General features: G+C 55.4%; 14 protein-coding genes, 1 tRNA gene and 1 riboswitch. Of the genes, 9 read left to right on the top strand and 6 right to left on the bottom strand.

Annotated elements, in window-relative coordinates:
• Window positions 1-277 precede the first annotated feature (277 nt).
• From NQH49_RS12715 to NQH49_RS12735, 5 genes are all read left to right on the top strand, one after another.
• Window positions 278-353: transfer RNA gene (locus tag NQH49_RS12715), tRNA-Asn, on the top strand.
• A 278-nt stretch (window positions 354-631) separates the two neighbouring features.
• Window positions 632-1642, top strand: a complete 1011-nt coding sequence (locus NQH49_RS12720; protein ID WP_256698430.1) for a Zn-dependent oxidoreductase — start codon at window positions 632-634, stop codon at window positions 1640-1642.
• Window positions 1643-1725: 83 nt separating this feature from the next.
• The gene (locus NQH49_RS12725; protein ID WP_007889540.1) at window positions 1726-3009 is read left to right on the top strand and encodes an MFS transporter; all 1284 of its coding nucleotides are present in this window, start codon (window positions 1726-1728) and stop codon (window positions 3007-3009) included.
• 44 nt (window positions 3010-3053) lie between these two features.
• Complete coding sequence (locus NQH49_RS12730) at window positions 3054-4514, top strand: mannitol dehydrogenase family protein (RefSeq protein ID WP_256696887.1); 1461 nt, start codon at window positions 3054-3056, stop codon at window positions 4512-4514.
• Window positions 4515-4612: 98 nt separating this feature from the next.
• The gene (locus NQH49_RS12735) at window positions 4613-5299 is read left to right on the top strand and encodes a GntR family transcriptional regulator (protein ID WP_256696888.1); all 687 of its coding nucleotides are present in this window, start codon (window positions 4613-4615) and stop codon (window positions 5297-5299) included.
• Window positions 5300-5455: 156 nt separating this feature from the next.
• Here NQH49_RS12735 and fbaB read toward each other — a convergent pair whose 3' ends face one another.
• From fbaB to thiM, 3 genes are all read right to left on the bottom strand, one after another.
• A complete protein-coding gene (gene fbaB / locus NQH49_RS12740) occupies window positions 5456-6508 on the bottom strand; it encodes a class I fructose-bisphosphate aldolase (RefSeq protein ID WP_256696889.1) in 1053 nt (350 codons plus the stop codon).
• Window positions 6509-6655: 147 nt separating this feature from the next.
• Complete coding sequence (thiD, locus tag NQH49_RS12745; RefSeq protein WP_256696890.1) at window positions 6656-7456, bottom strand: bifunctional hydroxymethylpyrimidine kinase/phosphomethylpyrimidine kinase; 801 nt, start codon at window positions 7454-7456, stop codon at window positions 6656-6658.
• Window positions 7453-8238: a hydroxyethylthiazole kinase gene (gene thiM, locus NQH49_RS12750; RefSeq protein ID WP_256696891.1), complete on the bottom strand. Its 786-nt coding sequence runs from the start codon at window positions 8236-8238 to the stop codon at window positions 7453-7455. The genes thiD and thiM overlap by 4 nt, the downstream gene beginning before the upstream one ends.
• 33 nt (window positions 8239-8271) lie before the next feature.
• Window positions 8272-8367, bottom strand: a riboswitch (TPP riboswitch).
• Window positions 8368-8635: 268 nt separating this feature from the next.
• Between thiM and chiP the strand changes: the two genes are divergently transcribed.
• From chiP to NQH49_RS12765, 3 genes are all read left to right on the top strand, one after another.
• Window positions 8636-10033 (top strand): chitoporin ChiP, encoded by a 1398-nt coding sequence (gene chiP / locus NQH49_RS12755; protein ID WP_256696892.1) that lies wholly within the window; start codon window positions 8636-8638, stop codon window positions 10031-10033.
• Between the two features lie 51 nt (window positions 10034-10084).
• Window positions 10085-12748, top strand: a complete 2664-nt coding sequence (locus NQH49_RS12760) for a beta-N-acetylhexosaminidase (RefSeq protein ID WP_256696893.1) — start codon at window positions 10085-10087, stop codon at window positions 12746-12748.
• Between the two features lie 294 nt (window positions 12749-13042).
• Entirely contained in the window at window positions 13043-13246 is a 204-nt protein-coding gene (locus NQH49_RS12765) for a hypothetical protein (protein WP_256696894.1), read from the top strand.
• Between the two features lie 73 nt (window positions 13247-13319).
• Here NQH49_RS12765 and ahpF read toward each other — a convergent pair whose 3' ends face one another.
• Window positions 13320-14888 carry an alkyl hydroperoxide reductase subunit F gene (gene ahpF, locus NQH49_RS12770; RefSeq protein WP_256696896.1) on the bottom strand — a complete coding sequence of 523 codons (1569 nt, stop codon included), beginning with the start codon at window positions 14886-14888 and terminating at the stop codon, window positions 13320-13322.
• Between the two features lie 67 nt (window positions 14889-14955).
• A complete protein-coding gene (gene ahpC / locus NQH49_RS12775; protein ID WP_007889514.1) occupies window positions 14956-15519 on the bottom strand; it encodes an alkyl hydroperoxide reductase subunit C in 564 nt (187 codons plus the stop codon).
• Window positions 15520-15835: 316 nt separating this feature from the next.
• On the opposite strand from ahpC, the gene NQH49_RS12780 reads away from it, so the two are divergent.
• Window positions 15836-16288, top strand: coding sequence for a GNAT family N-acetyltransferase (locus tag NQH49_RS12780; protein ID WP_256696897.1), 453 nt, complete (start codon window positions 15836-15838; stop codon window positions 16286-16288).
• Here the strand turns inward: NQH49_RS12780 and apbC are convergent.
• Window positions 16285-17397, bottom strand: a complete 1113-nt coding sequence (gene apbC / locus NQH49_RS12785) for an iron-sulfur cluster carrier protein ApbC (RefSeq protein WP_256696898.1) — start codon at window positions 17395-17397, stop codon at window positions 16285-16287. The genes NQH49_RS12780 and apbC overlap by 4 nt on opposite strands.
• Window positions 17398-17423 lie beyond the last annotated feature (26 nt).

The following is a 17423-nucleotide window of genomic DNA, read 5'->3' on the forward strand; positions in this document are numbered from 1 at the left end:
TGTGGAATATATGTTTCGCTTTTTGCCCCGACAACGGTGAAATGAAATATCTGTGATCATGCATGCGAGGTATCTGACAAAATCGACAAATCAGAATGTAATTTTGCATAGAGTTGGTGATCATCGTCACAAAATGGATTCTGTCAGCCGTGATTCTACTGCTCTGAGTTCGCTTATAACGTGCAATTGACGCTTTATTCAGCAGTCAGAACGAATTGTGAAAAAGAGTTTTGACAAGGCGAGGTCCGCTCGATAATATGCGCCCCGTTCAAACGATTCCTCTGTAGTTCAGTCGGTAGAACGGCGGACTGTTAATCCGTATGTCACTGGTTCGAGTCCAGTCAGAGGAGCCAAATTCTTGAAAAGAGCAGCCTATAAGGCTGCTTTTTTTGTGTCTGCGATTTGGGTGCTGTTTTCCCCCTCACCCTGGCCCTCTCCCACTGGGAGAGGGAACCCTCCCCTGCATCATGCCTTTATGCACTCGCCGATCGGCACCCTCTCCTTTGGGAGAGGGTTGGGGTGAGGGGAACATGACGCTCTGTGATTCTGTTCACAACTCTTTTAACGCCGACTTGTATGGTAGTATTTGTGCGCGTATTTTTTCATCATTGCATTCCCGTTGGAGTAGATGATGAAAAGTGTAGTGATAGAGCAACCGGGTGAACTGGTACTAGCAGAGCGTCCACTGCCGCAACCCGCTGCAGGTGAAGTACGCGTGAAGGTGCAATTTGCCAGCATCTGCGGTTCCGATGTGCATATCTGGCACGGTCACAATCCTTTCGCTAAATATCCACGCGTCATTGGTCACGAATTTTTTGGCCTGATCGATGCAGTCGGCGCTGACGTTGCCGCCAGCCGCATTGGCGAACGCGTGGCTGTCGATCCGGTTGTCAGCTGCGGTCACTGCTATCCCTGCTCCATTGGTCGCCCAAACGTCTGCAAAGAGTTGCAAGTGATTGGCGTGCACCGCGACGGCGGCTTTAGCGAATATGCCGTCGCACCAGCTAAAAACGCCTTCCGCCTGCCGGATAGCATTCCCGACAAACTCGCCAGCATGGTCGAACCTTTCACCATCGCGGCCAATATCACCGCCTTCCTCAAACCACAGCCAAACGATGTGGCGCTGATTTACGGTGCCGGTCCAATGGGCCTCACCGCCATTCAGGTGCTGAAAGGCGTATACGGCGTTGAACAGGTCTTGGTGGTTGATCGTCTGCCGGAACGTCTGGCGCTGGCGCAGGAAAACGGTGCCGATCAGGTGTTCAACAACAGCGAGATTCCATTAGCCGCGCAGCTGGAAGGCGTGCAGCCAACGCTGATTATTGATGCCGCCTGCCATCCGACGATTCTGGCCGAAGCCGCTGCCCTCGCCTCACCTGCAGCGCGTATCGGCCTGCTGGGCTTCTCTGGCGAGCCGTGCAGCATTACGCAGCAAAGTCTCACCAGTAAAGAGCTGTCGCTGTTCACCTCGCGCCTCAACAGCAATCGCTTCCCGCAGGTGATTGAGTGGATTGAGCAAGGCCAGATCCAGCCGGAGAAACTGGTGACGCACTATTTCTCGCTGGCCGAGGTGGAGCAAGCCATGACGCTGTTCGAAAAAGATCCCCGCACCTGCTGCAAAGTGATCCTACAAATGGGTTAAGTTAACCCGCACACCAGGTGTCCCCATGCCGGTCCCTTACCCGCCGGCATTATTACTATAAAAATGACGATGACGGAGTTTCTATGTTTAAGAACCTGCGCTGGACCCTCGTACTGCTGTTGTTCCTGGTGTTTATGATCAACTACCTGGATCGTATCGCCCTCTCTCTGACCGTACCGCTGGTGGAAAAAGACCTGATGATCAACGCCGAACAGTTCGGCATGATTTTCGGCAGCTTCTTCTTCGGTTATGCCCTGTTCAACTTCATCGGTGGCTTAGCGACCGATAAATTCGGCCCGACTATCGTGCTCGGCACCGCCGTTGGCATGTGGTCGCTGTTCTGCGGCCTGACCGCGATGGCGACCGGCTTCTGGTCGATGATGATTCTGCGCGTGCTGTTTGGCATGGCGGAAGGCCCCATCTCGGCGTCGGCGAACAAAGCGATTAACGGCTGGTTCCCGAAAAAACAGGCCGCCACCGCGATGGGTTTACTCAGCTCGGGTTCACCGCTGGGTGGCGCGGTTGCCGGCCCGATTGTGGGTTATCTGGCGCTGTCGTTCGGCTGGCGTCCGGCGTTTGTGGTTATCGCCGCGATTGGTTTTGTCTGGCTGGCGCTGTGGTTCTTCTTCGCGTCAGATAACCCGGCGAAAAGTAAGCGCGTATCGGCGGAAGAGCGTGCCTTGGTGGAAAAACTGAAAGCAGAAGAACCGGCTGACGTGATCGACCCAAGCGGCAACGCGCACGGTTTGGGCTTCTATCTGCGCCAGCCGATCATTCTGGTCACCGCCTTTGCCTTCTTCTGCTACAACTACATTCTGTTCTTCTTCCTGAGCTGGTTCCCGGCGTATCTGGTGCAGGCGCACGGCCTCGACATCAAAGCGATGAGCATCACCACCATGATCCCGTGGATTGTTGGCTTCGTGGGCCTGGCATTGGGTGGCTGGATCTCCGATAAGATTTTCAACATCACCGGCAAGCTGCTGCTTTCACGAAAAATTGTGCTGGTGGTTTCACTTACCGCCGCCGCGATTTGCGTGGCGCTGGCAGGTACGATAAAAGAGGTCAACTCGGCGGTGATCATGATGTCGATCTCCATCTTCTTCCTCTACATCACCGGCGCGATTTACTGGGCGATTGTGCAGGATGTGGTGCATAAAAGCCGTGTCGGCAGCATCAGTGGCTTTATCCATCTGATTGGTAGCCTGTCAGGCGTGATCGGCCCAGTGGTGACGGGCTTCATCGTGCAGCACTCCGGTAAGTTTGACAGCGCCTTCATCCTCGCAGGTGCGGTGGCAGGCGTCGGTGCGCTGCTGGTGCTGCTGGTAATTCGCGAACCCAAGGCCAACAATAAACCGGTTTCAGTGTAAATCTCATGGGGCGCTGAGCGCCCCATTTGCCAAAAGGAATGACTATGTTAGAGCTTGAACGCCTCCCCGCTGATGTCCAACGTCCCGCTTACGATCGCAGCCAACTCAAAACCCGCATGGTGCACATCGGCTTTGGTGCCTTCCATCGTGCGCATCAGGCGCTGGCAACCGATAAGCTGGCGGCACAGGGCAGCGATTGGGGTTACTGCGAAGTGAATCTCAACAGCGGCACGCTGATTCAGGCGCTGCGTCAGCAGGATCTGCTCTACACGCTGACCGAAATGGCCGATGAGAGTTTACACACGCGCGTGATTGGCGTGGTGACGCAAGCGCTGCATGGCAAAGGCGACGGCATTGATTCAGTGATTGAGGCGATGAGCCAGCCGGATGTGGCGATTGTCTCGATGACCGTGACCGAGAAAGGTTATTGCTACATGCCCTCGAGCGGCAAGCTCAATCCCGATCATCCCGATATTGTGCACGACATCGCGAATCCCACCGAGCCACGCTCGTTGCCCGGCCTGATTCTGGCGGCCATTATCCGCCGCCGCGAACGTCATCTGCCGCCGTTTAGCGTGATGTCCTGCGACAACATGCCGGAAAACGGCCATGTCACGCGCAACGTGATCACCCAGCTGGCCGAGCGCCACAGCGCTGAACTGGCGGAGTATATCCAGACGCACATCACCTTCCCTTCAACCATGGTCGATCGCATCGTCCCGGCCATGACCGATGCAGCGTTCGACACGCTGGCGGAACGTTTGGGCAGCCGCGATCCGGTGGCGGTTGAAGCCGAACCGTTTTTCCAGTGGGTCATCGAAGACAACTTCGTTAACGGACGTCCGGCGTGGGAAAACGCCGGTGCGGAGCTGGTCAGCGATGTGCTGCCGTTCGAAGAGATGAAGCTGCGGATGCTCAACGGCAGCCACTCGTTCCTCGCCTATCTCGGTTTTCTCGCCGGTTATGAGCACATCAGCGATTGCATGGCCGATGCCAGCTATCGTGCGGCGGCACGCGCGCTGATGTTGCAGGATCAGGCGCCGACGCTGCACACGCAGGGCGTCGATCTCGAAGCCTATGCCGATTCACTGATTGCGCGTTACGAGAATCGCGCCATCAAACATCGCACCTATCAAATCGCCACCGATGGCACGCAGAAGCTGCCGCAGCGTCTGCTGGATAGCGCACGCTGGCATCTGCGCAACGGCACCTCCTGCGATTTCGTGTTGCTGGGCGTGGCAGGCTGGATGCGCTACGTCAGCGGCGTGGATGAGCAAGGCCAGGCCATTGAGATTCGCGATCCGCTGAAAGATCAGCTGGCAAATATCGTGGCTAACAGTGATGACGGTGCAGATCGTGTTAAAGCGTTGCTCGGCCTAACTGCCGTGTTTGGCGACGATCTGCTTCAGCAGCCGGCCTTTGTCTCACGCGTGACCGAACTCTATCTGCAGCTGGTGCAACAGGGTGCGCGCGCCACGGTGCAAAGCCTCGTCACACAAGGCTAAGCGCCTGCACAAATGTGTAGCGCAGACGCAGCGCGCTGATTAGACTGAACCTTTCTTAACGGGCTGGCAGATGCCAGCCGTAATACGGATATTGCTGCATGTCGACTGCCTATACCATAACCACCAGCGAACCGGTAAATCAGCAGATCTATCGTTATCTGCGTAAAGATATTGTGACCTGCGTTATACATCCGGGCTCGCTGCTGTCGGAGAAGGAAGTGTCGGCGCGTTTTAACGTATCGCGTCAGCCGGTACGTGAAGCTTTCATCAAGCTGGCGGAAGCCGGACTGGTGCAGGTGTTACCGCAGCGCGGCACCTTCGTACGCAAAATCTCTGCCCAACGCGTGGCCGACGGCCGCTTTATCCGTGAAGCGGTAGAGATCGCCGTGGTACGCCGCGCCGCGCAGGAGATTGGTGCCAGCGGATTGATGGCGCTGGAGCACAACCTGCAACTGCAGCGTCTCGCCGCCGAACGTCATGACAGCCAGGCCTTCTTAGGACTGGATGATGAGTTTCACCGTCTGATTGCGGAAGGGATTAACTGCCTGCTGGCGTGGGAAACGGTGGAGAACATCAAAGCGGCTATGGACCGCGTGCGCTTTCTGACCCTGAGCGAAGTGTCACCGCCGGAGCGTTTGATTCAGCAGCATGAAGATATCTATAACGCGTTGAAAGCGCATGATGTTGACGCGGCTGAAAGCGCGATGCGTCGTCATCTACAGGAGATGATTTTGACCATTACGCCGATTGCCGAGCGTAATAGTGAGTGGTTCGAAGCGCCTTGATTTAGTGCTCGCTGTCCCCCTCCTCGGTCCTCCCCCATTAATGGGGGAGGAAGATGCTGCAATATGTAAGTGTTGAAGCAGCATGTGGCAGCATCCCCTTCCCCCGCTCGCGGGGGAAGGCCGGGATGGGGGACAGCGAGCACAGCCCCCACTCAATCAGGCAATGGTCACATCTTTCGACAGATAAACATCCTGCACCGCATTAATCAGCTGCACGCCCTCTTTCAACGTCTTCTTGAACGCCTTGCGCCCCAGAATCAATCCCATGCCGCCGGCTCGTTTGTTGATCACCGCCGTGCGCACTGACTCCGCGATATCCGTTTCCCCGGCAGAAGCGCCGCCAGAGTTGATCAATCCCGCGCGCCCCATATAGCAGTTCGCCAGTTGGTAACGCACCAAATCAATTGGGTTCTCGCTGGTCAGCTTGCTGTAGACGCGTTCATCGGTGTGACCAAACTTCACCGCGTTATAGCCGCCATTATTCTCCGCCATCTTCTGCTTCACAATATCCGCACCAATGGTCGCCGCCAGATGGTTGGCCTGGCCGGTTAAATCGGCGCTAGCGTGATAATCGACGCCGTCTTTCTTGAACGCGTCATTACGCAGATAAGCCCACAGCACCGTCACCATTCCCAGCTCGTGCGCGCGTTCAAAGGCCGCCGAGATCTCTTCAATCTGACGACGCGATTGCTCGGAGCCAAAATAAATGGTGGCGCCAACCGCCACCGCACCCAGATTAAAGGCCTGCTCAACGCTGGCGTACAGCGTCTGATCATATTGCGTCGGATAGCTCAGGGTTTCATTGTGGTTTAGCTTCACCATAAACGGAATGCGGTGCGCATAACGGCGTGAAACCGCGGCCAGCACGCCGTAAGTGGAGGCCACACAGTTACAGCCGGCTTCAATCGCCAGCTCAACGATGTTTTTCGGGTCGAAATAAGCCGGGTTAGCGGCAAAGGAAGCACCCGCTGAGTGCTCAACACCCTGATCGACCGGCAGAATCGACAAATAGCCGGTGCCGGCTAAACGTCCGGTGTTGTACAACGTTTGCATGTTGCGCAGTACGGTGGGAGAACGATTGTTGTCGATCATCACGCGATCAACATAATCCGCGCCTGGTAAATAGAGGCTATCCGCTGGAATGGTCATGCAGCGATGTTGAAGAAGGCTGTCCGCCTCTTTGCCCAATAACTGTACGATGTCCGTCATGTTCGCTCCTGATAAATGGCTGGATTGGAACCGGCCAATGCCGATTCGCCCCCAACAGCCTGGACCGGAAAACGCCAGGCTGGCAAATTGCTGACTCCATTTTTCAGACGGATGCGCAGTGAAAAAGCGGCAATCTGGCGTTACGCCCTACCACCATTGATGGAAATGGTGCACCGGCCCAATGCCTTTGCCGACCTCCAGCGAATCGGCGTGCAACAGCGCCTGTTGTAGCCACGCCTTGGCTTCGGCCACCGTTGCCGCCCAATCATCATGACGCGGACGCAACGCCGCCAGCGCGGCGGAGAGCGAGCAACCGGTGCCGTGCGTGTGGCGTGTGTTAACACGCGGCGCGGTAAAGCGCTGGCGTCCTTCGCGCGTGATTAGCCAGTCCGGGCTTTCGGCATCGCTGAGATGTCCGCCCTTCATCAGCACCGCTTCACAGCCAAGATCGAGCAGCGCATCGCCCTGCTGCAACATGGTTTTCTCATCCTGCGCCATCGCGCGTCCCAGCAGCGCGGCGGCTTCCGGCAGGTTTGGCGTGATCAGCGACACCTGCGGCAGCAGCAATTCGCGCACGCTGGCTACCGCATCTGGCGACAGCAGCGCATCGCCGCTTTTGGCAATCATCACCGTATCCAGCACCACAAACGGCAGGCTGGCCCGTTTCAGCCGCTCGGCGACCACCTCGACTATCGCGGTTTCGGACAACATGCCGATCTTCGCGGCATCAATGCGCACATCATCCAGCACCGAATCGAGCTGTGCGCCGACAAAATCAGGTTCGATGCGATAGACCGATTGCACGCCACAGGTGTTTTGCGCCACCAGCGCGGTAATAACGCTGGTGCCATAAGCACCCAATGCGGAGAAGGCTTTGAGGTCGGCCTGAATACCCGCGCCGCCGCTGGGATCGGTGCCAGCAATGGTCAATGCGTTGATGCGTTTCATGCTTTCACCTCCAGCGTCCACAGCGTATCGAGGAAGGCAGCAACAAAGCTGCCCGGCCCGGCGACCTGGCGTGCTGTCAGCTCACCGGCCAGCGACATCACGCGGCACGCCGCTGCCACATGTTGCAGGCGATCGCCAGGCAAGCTAGTGAAGGCCGCAGCCACTGCCGACAATGCGCAACCGGTGCCAACCACGCGCGTCATCAGCGGGCTGCCGCCGGGGATTGCCAGGGTACGCGCGCCATCGGTGACGTAATCGACTTCACCGGTCACCGCCACAACGGTGTGGTAATCACGCGCCAGCTGCTGGGCGGCGCTCAGCGCGGCATCGGTTTGATGCAGGCTGTCCACGCCGCGTCCGCCGCTTGCCTGATGCGCCAGGGCGAGAATTTCTGAAGCGTTACCGCGAATCGCCGCAGGTTGCAGGCTCAGCAGCTGCTGGCAGAAGGTGGTGCGCAGCGTTAATGCGCCGACCGCCACCGGATCCAGCGTCCACGGCGTGCCTGCCGCTTGCGCTGCTTGCACCGCCGCCAACATCGCATCACGACGATCGCAGGTTAAGGTGCCTACGTTGATCAACACCGCATCGGCAAAACCGGCAAACTGCGCCGCTTCATCGGGGTCGATCACCATCGCGGGCGAAGCTTGCAGTGCCAGCAGCACGTTGGCGGTAAAGGTTTGCACTACGTCATTGGTCATGCAGTGCACCAGCGGCGCTTGCTGACGCAGCAGTTGCAAAGAGTGCGCGAGTTGCGCGGGGGAAAGAAGGTCAGGCTGTTTCATAAGGCTCCCAACCGGCGATCAAGAAGGCGAATGCGGTCAGGCATCTGACTTCCCTACGCTGGCATTATCCAGATCAGGTCGGCGGGTGTATCTCAGCCCTGTATTAGAGGGGCACCCCGAGTCAAAACTACGTTGGCGAGCATAGGGAACAAGCCAGATTAAAGCAAGCTATCGACACTTTGCCTGTGGATCTTGCTCGCAAATTTACATTTTACAGGTTCATCTAACTGATTGAATAAACTCCTTAAAAACCCTTCTTTTTGCGTGCCATGTCATACTTTGTAATAAACCCCATTGATAATTCGCGTCGCGAAAAATAGCATCCCTCGCAACTTGTTTCATGACGAAACAATACGGATTTATTAATTGTTCATGGAAGTATCACGGAGGATTTGCTATGCGTCAAATTCCACGCGCGCCGCTTTCTGCGGCCATTATCTCTGCCCTGTTCGCCGGTACGTTTGTGCCTGTTCCCTGCGCCCACGCTGCGGGTTTTGTCGAAGACTCATCGCTCTCTGGCAACCTGTTTTACTGGCAACGCCAGCGCGATCGTAAAGAGATGGATCCGCAAAAAGGCGCGTATGGTCAGTACGATGCCAATCTGCATCACGCCTCTGCCAACGCCAATCTTGACTTCTCATCCGGTTATGCCGGTGATGTAATTGGCCTCGATCTGGCGGCGTTTAGCGCTTTGGAGTTAAGCAATAGCGGCCCGGCGGCACCGAATGAAATTGGTTTCAGCAATGCCCGCACACGCTGGGATGAGGACTGGAGCGGAGATAAGAGTGGCTTAAGTCTTTATAAAGCGGCGATCAAGGCAAAATGGCAGGATAACTGGCTACGCGCAGGCTATTTGCAACCCAGCGGACAGACGCTGCTGGCACCACACTGGAGTTTCCTGCCCGGCACTTATCGCGGTGTTGAGGCTGGCACCGTCTTCGATTTTAGCGATGCGGGCGCCCTTTCCGTCTCCTGGATGTGGACAGACGAATACAAAGCGCCGTGGTATCGCGACATGTACAACTTCCGCAAAGCCGATGGTGTGACGGAGATTCCGTGGCTGCAATCCTTTGGTGCCAAATATGATTTCAAAAACTCGCTGTTGCTGGAAGGCGCTTACGGCCAGGCGGCGAATTACATGGATCAGTATTTTGCTAAAGCGTCTTATCAGCTGCCGCTGGCCGATGCGCCACTGCGCACCAGCTATCAGTTTTACGGCGCGAAGGATCGTGACAACAGCGGCGTGGGCCAGGTCAACGATGTTTATGATGGCCTCGCCTGGCTACAGGCGCTGACGTTCGGCTACACGCTGGGCGCGTTCGATTTCCGCCTTGAAGGCACTTGGGTAAAAGCCGAAGGTAATCAGGGCTTCTTCCTGCAGCGTATGACGCCATCCTATGCCAGCTCAAATGGCCGCATGGATGTGTGGTGGGATTCCCGCTCTGACTGGAACGCCAACGGTGAGAAAGCGCTATTCGCCGGTGTGATGGTCGATCTGGGGCACTGGCAATTACCCGGCTGGCAAGTCGGTACGTCGTACGCCTACGGCTGGGACGCTAAGCCTTCCACCAATCCGATTTACGACCAAAACCAGCGCCTGAAAGAGTCGGCGTGGAACCTCGATCTGGTTTACACCATCCAGCAAGGCCGCGCCAAAGACACGCAATTCAAACTGCACTACACCCGCTACGACAATCACAGCGATCTTCCCAGCTACAGCGGCGGTTACGGCAACATCTTCCAGGACGAGAAAGACATCAAATTTATGGTCGTCGCGCCATTCACCCTATTTTGACCCCGATCTGGCAGGAGCCAGAGACTTACCTCCGTGGAAAAGGATAACAGTATGAAAAAGTTAAAAATCAGTTTACTGGCGCTGACCGTGATGGGCCTTGCCGCCTGCAGTTCATCCCCGCGCAGTAATCAGCAGGTCGTCGACCAAATCAGCCAGTTCGGCGTGCAGTATCAGGTCACTGACAATCAGGCGGCCGATCACGGCGTGAACTGCGCGAAACTCGGTGCCGATTGGGCATCCTGCAATACCGCCACCATTACGCTGACCAACAACGGCCCGGCGCTCACCAGCAAAAACTGGGCGATCTACATGAGCAACGTGCACGAAACGCTGCGGGTCGATAACGATCAGTTCAAAATGACGCACATCGTCGGCGATCTTACCCGCCTGGAACCGACGGAAAAATTCAAAGGTATCGCGGCTGGCGAGTCGATTGAGATCCCGATCGTGAATGAATACTGGCAGCTGTTTATCACTGACGTGATGCCGCGCTGGTACGTTACCGCCGCCAATGCCTCGCCAAAAATCATCACCAGCACCGATACCGAAAACCTCAGCGACTTCGTTAAGCCGTTTGGCGACCAATGGAAGCGCATCGCCGACGATAAAAACGTGCTGATGCTGCCGCAAAGTCGCTTTGCCAGGAATGCCGATGTGGCGCCACTGCCTGCTAGTGCACTACGCGGACAAATCACCCCAACGCCCCGCACGGTGAAAGTTCATGCTGCTGATGTCGATCTGAGCCGTGGCGTCGCCCTGCATCTTGAGGCATTGGCGAACAACCAAGCCGATGCGGTTAAGCAGCGTTTCGATTTGATGGGACTCAAACAGCAGTCAGCGGGTTATGCCGTTCATACTCGTATCGCCGTTAATCATTTCCGTGGCGCAGATGCGGTTTCTGGTGCTTATGAACTGCGCATCACGCCACGCGGCACCGATATCATTGGTTACGATCAGGCTGGCCTCTATTACGGCTTGATGTCGTTACTGTCGCTGGTGCCCGCTGAAGGTAAACCGATTATCGCCACGCTCGAAGCGAAAGATGCTCCGCGCTTTGCCTATCGCGGCGCCTTCCTCGACGTCGCGCGTAACTTCCACAGCAAGCAAGCGGTGCTGCGCATGCTCGATCAAATGGCGGCTTGGAAGATGAATAAATTCCATTTCCACCTGACCGATGATGAAGCCTGGCGCATTGAAATTCCCGGTCTGCCTGAGTTGACCGATGTTGGCAGCAAGCGTTGTCACGATCTCACTGAGCAGCAATGCCTGCTGCCGCAGTTGGGCTCCGGGCCGTTCACGGATAACAACGGAACCGGGCATTTCAGTCGCGCCGATTATATTGAGATCGTTAAATACGCGCAGGCACGCAACATCGAAGTGATTCCGGAAATCGATATGCCTGCGCACGCGCGCGCTGCGGTGATCTCGATGGAAGCGCGTTATCAGCAACTCATAAAAGCGGGTAAAACGCAGCAGGCCAGTGAATATCGTCTGGTGGATCCCACGGATACCTCGAATACCCGTTCCGTGCAGTTGTACGATCGCACCAGCTATCTCAATCCTTGCCTCGATTCCTCAAAGCGCTTTGTCGATAAAGTGATGGGTGAAGTGCAGGCGATGCACCGCGAAGCGGGCCAACCGTTGACCACCTGGCACTTTGGCGGTGATGAAGCGAAAAACATCCGCCTCGGTACCGGCTACAGCGATATCAAAAAACCGAAAGCGGGAACGGGCATTTTAGACCAAAGCAAAGAGGACAAACCCTGGGCAAAATCTCAGGTCTGCCAGGCGGAGGTGAAATCCGGCAAGGTGGAAGATCTGGAGCATTTACCGAGCCACTTCGCGCTGGAAGTGAGCAAAATGGTAAAAGCACACGGCATTCCGGTAATGCAGGCCTGGCAAGATGGGCTGAAAGATGCCGCTGACGCGCACGCCTTCGCCACCTCGCGCGTACGCGTTAACTTCTGGGACACGCTCTATTGGGGCGGCTTTGACACCGCTAACGACTGGACGATGAAAGATTACGAAGTGGTGATCTCCAATCCGGATTATGTCTACATGGACTTCCCGTATGAGGTGAATCCCAACGAGCGAGGCTATTACTGGGGCACGCGCTTCAGCGATGAGCGCAAGATGTTTGGCTTCGCGCCAGACAACCTGCCGCAGAACGCGGAAACCTCGGTGGATCGCGATGGCAAAACCTTCGATGCCATCTCGAATAAGCCGTGGTCGGGCGCATACGGCATTTCGGTACAGTTGTGGAGTGAAACCACACGTACCGATCAGCAGATGGATTACATGGTGTTCCCTCGCCTGCTGTCGGTGGCTGAACGTGGCTGGCATCGCGCGGAGTGGGAGCTGGATTATCAACAAGGCCGCACCTTTAAAGGCGGCGAAACCCACTTCGTTAACCAGCAGCAGCGCAATCTGGACTGGCAGCGTTTCGCCAACCTGTTAGGCCAGCGTGAGTTGGGCAAGATGGATAAAGCCGGTATTCACTACCGTCTGCCGGTGCCGGGTGCGCGCGTGGAGAATGGCTCGCTGACCATGAACATTGCGCTGCCGGGTCTGCCGCTGGAGTACAGCGTGGATAACGGTAAAAACTGGCAACGTTATCTGCCGCATGCCAAACCGACCATCTCAGCCGCCGATAAAGTCTGGGTGCGCAGCGTGAGTCCGGATGGCAAACGTTTCAGCCGCGCTGAAACGTTGTAAAATTAATGCCCCTTGCTACCATGCAAGGGGCAATCTAACCAAAAAAATGATCAAGATCGTCTTTTATTAAAAACTTAAAGTGATGGAGAATCGCTTTTATATCGGCTAAATCAATTTTTATAAAAACAAGATTCTCCATCTCTCTTATTCCTCTTTATCACCAGCATTTAAATCGTAAATTTGAGACAGACCTCGTTTCAGCTTGATAAATATCAATCTTGCATCAGGAGAAAATCGGCCTAATTGCATCCCGGACTTGAAGACCGACACCGCCCCCCAAATCCGGTAGCGATAATGAAATTAAAATTCTTCAGCTTTCTTCCGCATGCACACAAATGGCACAACATCTGTATTTCCCGTAAAGGCGCTATTTCTCCCACTGGACGAGCCTATTTCTCAACCCATGTTGAAGCACAATGCAAAGACTGTGGCGAACGGCTGCATAAAATTTATTATCGCGATATTAGCGATGCGCAAGCCCTACGCTGGATAGGGTAATCACTGGTTTTCTTGAAATAAAAAAAAGCCCCGCAACACAGGTTGCGGGGCTATTGCGTGGCTATCGCAAAATTTATTCAGCCGGTTTGGTGCGAATCAGATAATCAAAGGCGCTGAGTGAGGCTTTCGCGCCTTCACCGCTGGCGATGATGATCTGCTTGTACGGCACCGTGGTGCAGTCGCCTGCGGCGAATACGCCTTTCAGGCTGGTTTCGCACTTGGCATCAATGATGATTTCGCCCATTTTGTTGCGCTCTACCGCACCTTCAAGGAAGGTGGTGTTCGGCAGCAAACCAATCTGCACGAAGATGCCGCTCAGCGCGATTTCGTGGCTGGTCTGGTTGTTACGGTCGATATAGGTCAGGCTAGTGACTTTGCTACCATCGCCTTTCACTTCAGTGGTCTGTGCGTTCAGAATCACCTCAACGTTTTTCAGGCTGCGCAGTTTGTCCTGTAGCACTTTGTCAGCGCGCATTTCGCTGGCAAATTCCAGCAGCGTCACGTGCTCAACAATACCGGCCAAATCGATAGCCGCTTCCACGCCGGAGTTACCGCCGCCGATTACTGCGGTGCGTTTGCCTTTAAACAGCGGGCCGTCGCAGTGTGGGCAGTAGGTTACGCCCTTAGTGCGATACTGCTCTTCGCCCGGTACGCCCATATTGCGCCAGCGTGCGCCGGTGGCAATGATGATGCTGCGTGATTTCAGTACCGCGCCAGAGGCGGTTTCAATCGCGTGCAGACCGCCCTCTTTCGCCGCCGGAATCAGCTTGATGGCGCTCTGGGTATCAATCACATCGACGTCATAATCATCAACGTGAGCACGCAGAGAACCGGCCAGCTTCGCGCCTTCGGTTTTCGGTACCGAGATGTAGTTTTCGATGTCTACGGTGTCCAGCACCTGACCACCAAAACGCTCGCCCATCAGGCCAGTACGGATGCCTTTACGTGCAGAGTAGATGGCCGCAGCCGCGCCCGCCGGGCCGCTGCCGACGATCAGCACTTCGTAGGCATCACGCTTATTCAGCTCTTCCGCCGCACGCTTCTCTGCATTGGTGTCCACTTTACCGACGATTTCCGCCAGGCTCAGACGGCCCTGACCGAACTCTTTGCCGTTAAGGAACACTGCCGGCACGCCCATCACGTTGCGTTCCGTAATTTCGTTCTGGAACATACCGCCATCAATCGCGGTATGGCTAATGCGCGGGTTCAGTACCGCCATCAGGTTCAGCGCCTGTACCACGTCAGGACAGTTGTGGCACGACAGTGAATAATAAGTTTCGAAGTGGAAGTCGCCTTCCAAAGCCACAACCTGATCAAGCAGGCTCTGCGCTTCTTTCGAAGGGTGTCCACCGGTTTGCAGCAAGGCTAAAACCAGTGAAGTGAATTCATGGCCCATGGGCGAACCGGCAAAGCGCGGACCGCTTTGACTGCCTGGGTTTGTGATCAGGAAAGAGGGTTTACGAACCGGACGATCGTTCTCTTCACGGAAGCTGACTTTGTCTGACAAGCCCGCGATATCAGCCAACAGAGAGCGAATCTCTGCGGATTTGGCGCCATCATCCAATGTGGCAATCAACTCAACCGGTTTCGTTAGTTTCTCAAGGTAAGCCTTGAGTTGGGTTTTTAAATTGGTGTCGAGCATAGTGAGTTCCTGTCATGAAAATCGGGTGCCGTAGCACCCGATTGAGAAAGATCGAATGGCAGCTAACTTAGATTTTGCCAACCAGGTCCAGTGATGGAGCCAGAGTGGCTTCGCCTTCTTTCCATTTTGCCGGGCATACTTCACCTGGGTGAGAAGCAACGTACTGTGCTGCTTTCACTTTGCGGATCAGGTCAGATGCATCACGGCCAATGCCTTCGGCAGTGATTTCGATCGCCTGGATGATGCCTTCCGGGTCAACGATGAAGGTACCGCGATCTGCCAGACCTTCGTCTTCGCGCATGATTTCGAAGTTGCGGGTCAGCGCGCCAGTTGGGTCACCGATCATCGCGTATTTGATTTTCGCGATGGTGTCTGAAGAACCGTGCCAGGCTTTGTGGGTAAAGTGCGTGTCAGTAGAAACAGAGTAGATATCTACACCCAGTTTCTGGAACTCTTCGTGATGGTCTGCAACGTCACCCAGTTCGGTTGGGCATACGAAGGTGAAGTCAGCCGGGTAGAAGAAGAAAACACTCCATTTACCTTCAACGTCTTTCTCGGTGACTTCGATGAATTCGCCGTTTTTGAACGCTGCGTTTTTAAATGGTTTGATCTTGGTATTAATGATGGACATGGTGACCTCCGTTAAAAGATGTGATGCAGGCTACAGAATTTTCGGGCCAACTTCTAATATGCAGACGTTATCAATTAGATAACCAAAAGCTATCAAAGCGCCGACACCTGATTTCATGCGGCTCGCGCGGGCATTCTACACAGAAAAAGCTCTGATTAAACAGGCTTTATCTTTTCGTCTCGCTGCTGCTATTTTTAGGAATACGAACAGGTCACCACAAATGGCGCCCCTACGGAGAGCAGAGTCATTTTCGTAGGGTCACCATTTATGGTGACCTGGCAAAAGCGTCAAATAATCGTGCGAATGGAGTGCTTAAGTGGATATACGTTTATTTGAGGAAACCGATCGGCCTTTTCTGCGCACGCTCTATCTTGCCGCGCGACGCCATAACTGGACGTGGCTGGATGGCGAAGATTGGCAGTTAGAAGATTTCGATGCTGTGATTTTGGGCGAAACCGTGCTGGTCGCTGAGCTGGACGGACATCGCGTGGGGTTTGCGGCGGTGCTGGATAATGACAACTTCCTGCATAGTCTGTACGTCGATCCAAACGCACAGGGAAAAGGTGTGGGCAGCGCGTTGTTAGAAAAAGTGCAGTCGCGATTTAGCTCGACTGGCGCATTGAAATGCCTGCAACAGAATCAGGCGGCAATGGATTTCTATCTCAAACACGGCTGGCGGCGTGAAGCGGTTGGCGAGAGCGAGCAGGGAAAATATGTGCTGATGCATTTTCCGCTGGCGAAACGCGCCAGCGGAAATGGAGGCCGTTAAACGGCGCGGAAGGCGATATCGCCAGGGATGATGTCTCCCTGCCAATAGAGCTGAGCCGCCACACGCCCCGCCAGCTGGCGGTAGAGCGCGGTGAAATCACTATCCGGACGGCGCACCACGGTGGGTTCGCCATCATCCAGATCTTCACGCAGCGTAATGTGCAGCGGCAGTTGTGCCAGCAAACGCGTGTTGTAATCTTCCACCAGCTTCTGCGCACCGCCGGTGCCGAATATCGGCTCGTGATGTCCGCATTGGCTGCAGATGTGCATGCTCATGTTCTCGACCACGCCCAACACCGGCACGTTGACTTTCTCGAACATTACCATCCCTTTACGCGCATCAATCAAGGCGATGTCTTGTGGCGTGGTGACCACTAACGCGCCGGTCACCGGCACGTTTTGCGCCAGCGTCAGCTGAATATCGCCGGTGCCCGGCGGCATATCGAGGATCAGATAATCCAGATCCGGCCACATGGTTTCATTAAGCAGTTGCATCAGGGCTTTGCTCGCCATCGGACCACGCCACACCATGGCGTTGTCGTCGGTGACCAGATAACCAATCGAATTGGTTGCCAGACCGTGCGCCATGATCGGCGCCATATGCGTGCCATCTGGCGAGGTTGGACGCTGATTTTCGGTACCGAGCATGTTCGGAATCGACGGGCCGTAAATATCCGCATCGAGAATCCCCACGCGCGCTCCTTCGGCGATCAGCGCCAGCGCCATATTCACGGCGGTGCTGGATTTACCCACGCCACCTTTGCCTGAACTGACGGCGATGATGTTCTTCACACCGGTCGCGCCCGGATGATTTTTCACCCGCTTCAGCGTGGCGATGTCATGACGCAGCCGCCAGTCAATGGCGCTGGCATCGGTCAGGCGCAGCAGCTCGGCGCTGGTTTGCGCTTTCAGCTCTTCAAAGGCGCTGGCCCACGCGAACGGCATCACCAGTTCGATATGCAGCTTGTCATCCAGCAGCGCGACGTGGCGCAGCGCTTTCAGCGTAGTCAGGTTGTGTTGCAGCGTCGGATGTTCAAAGTCACTTAGCACGCCGATAACTAAGGCTCGCAGCGCTTCAGGTGAATGATGTTGCTGGGATTGTGAAGTCATCCCCTCTCCTTGTTTATTCTTCACGC

It is taken from the genome of Pantoea trifolii (assembly GCF_024506435.1).
GTDB lineage: Bacteria > Pseudomonadota > Gammaproteobacteria > Enterobacterales > Enterobacteriaceae > Pantoea > Pantoea trifolii.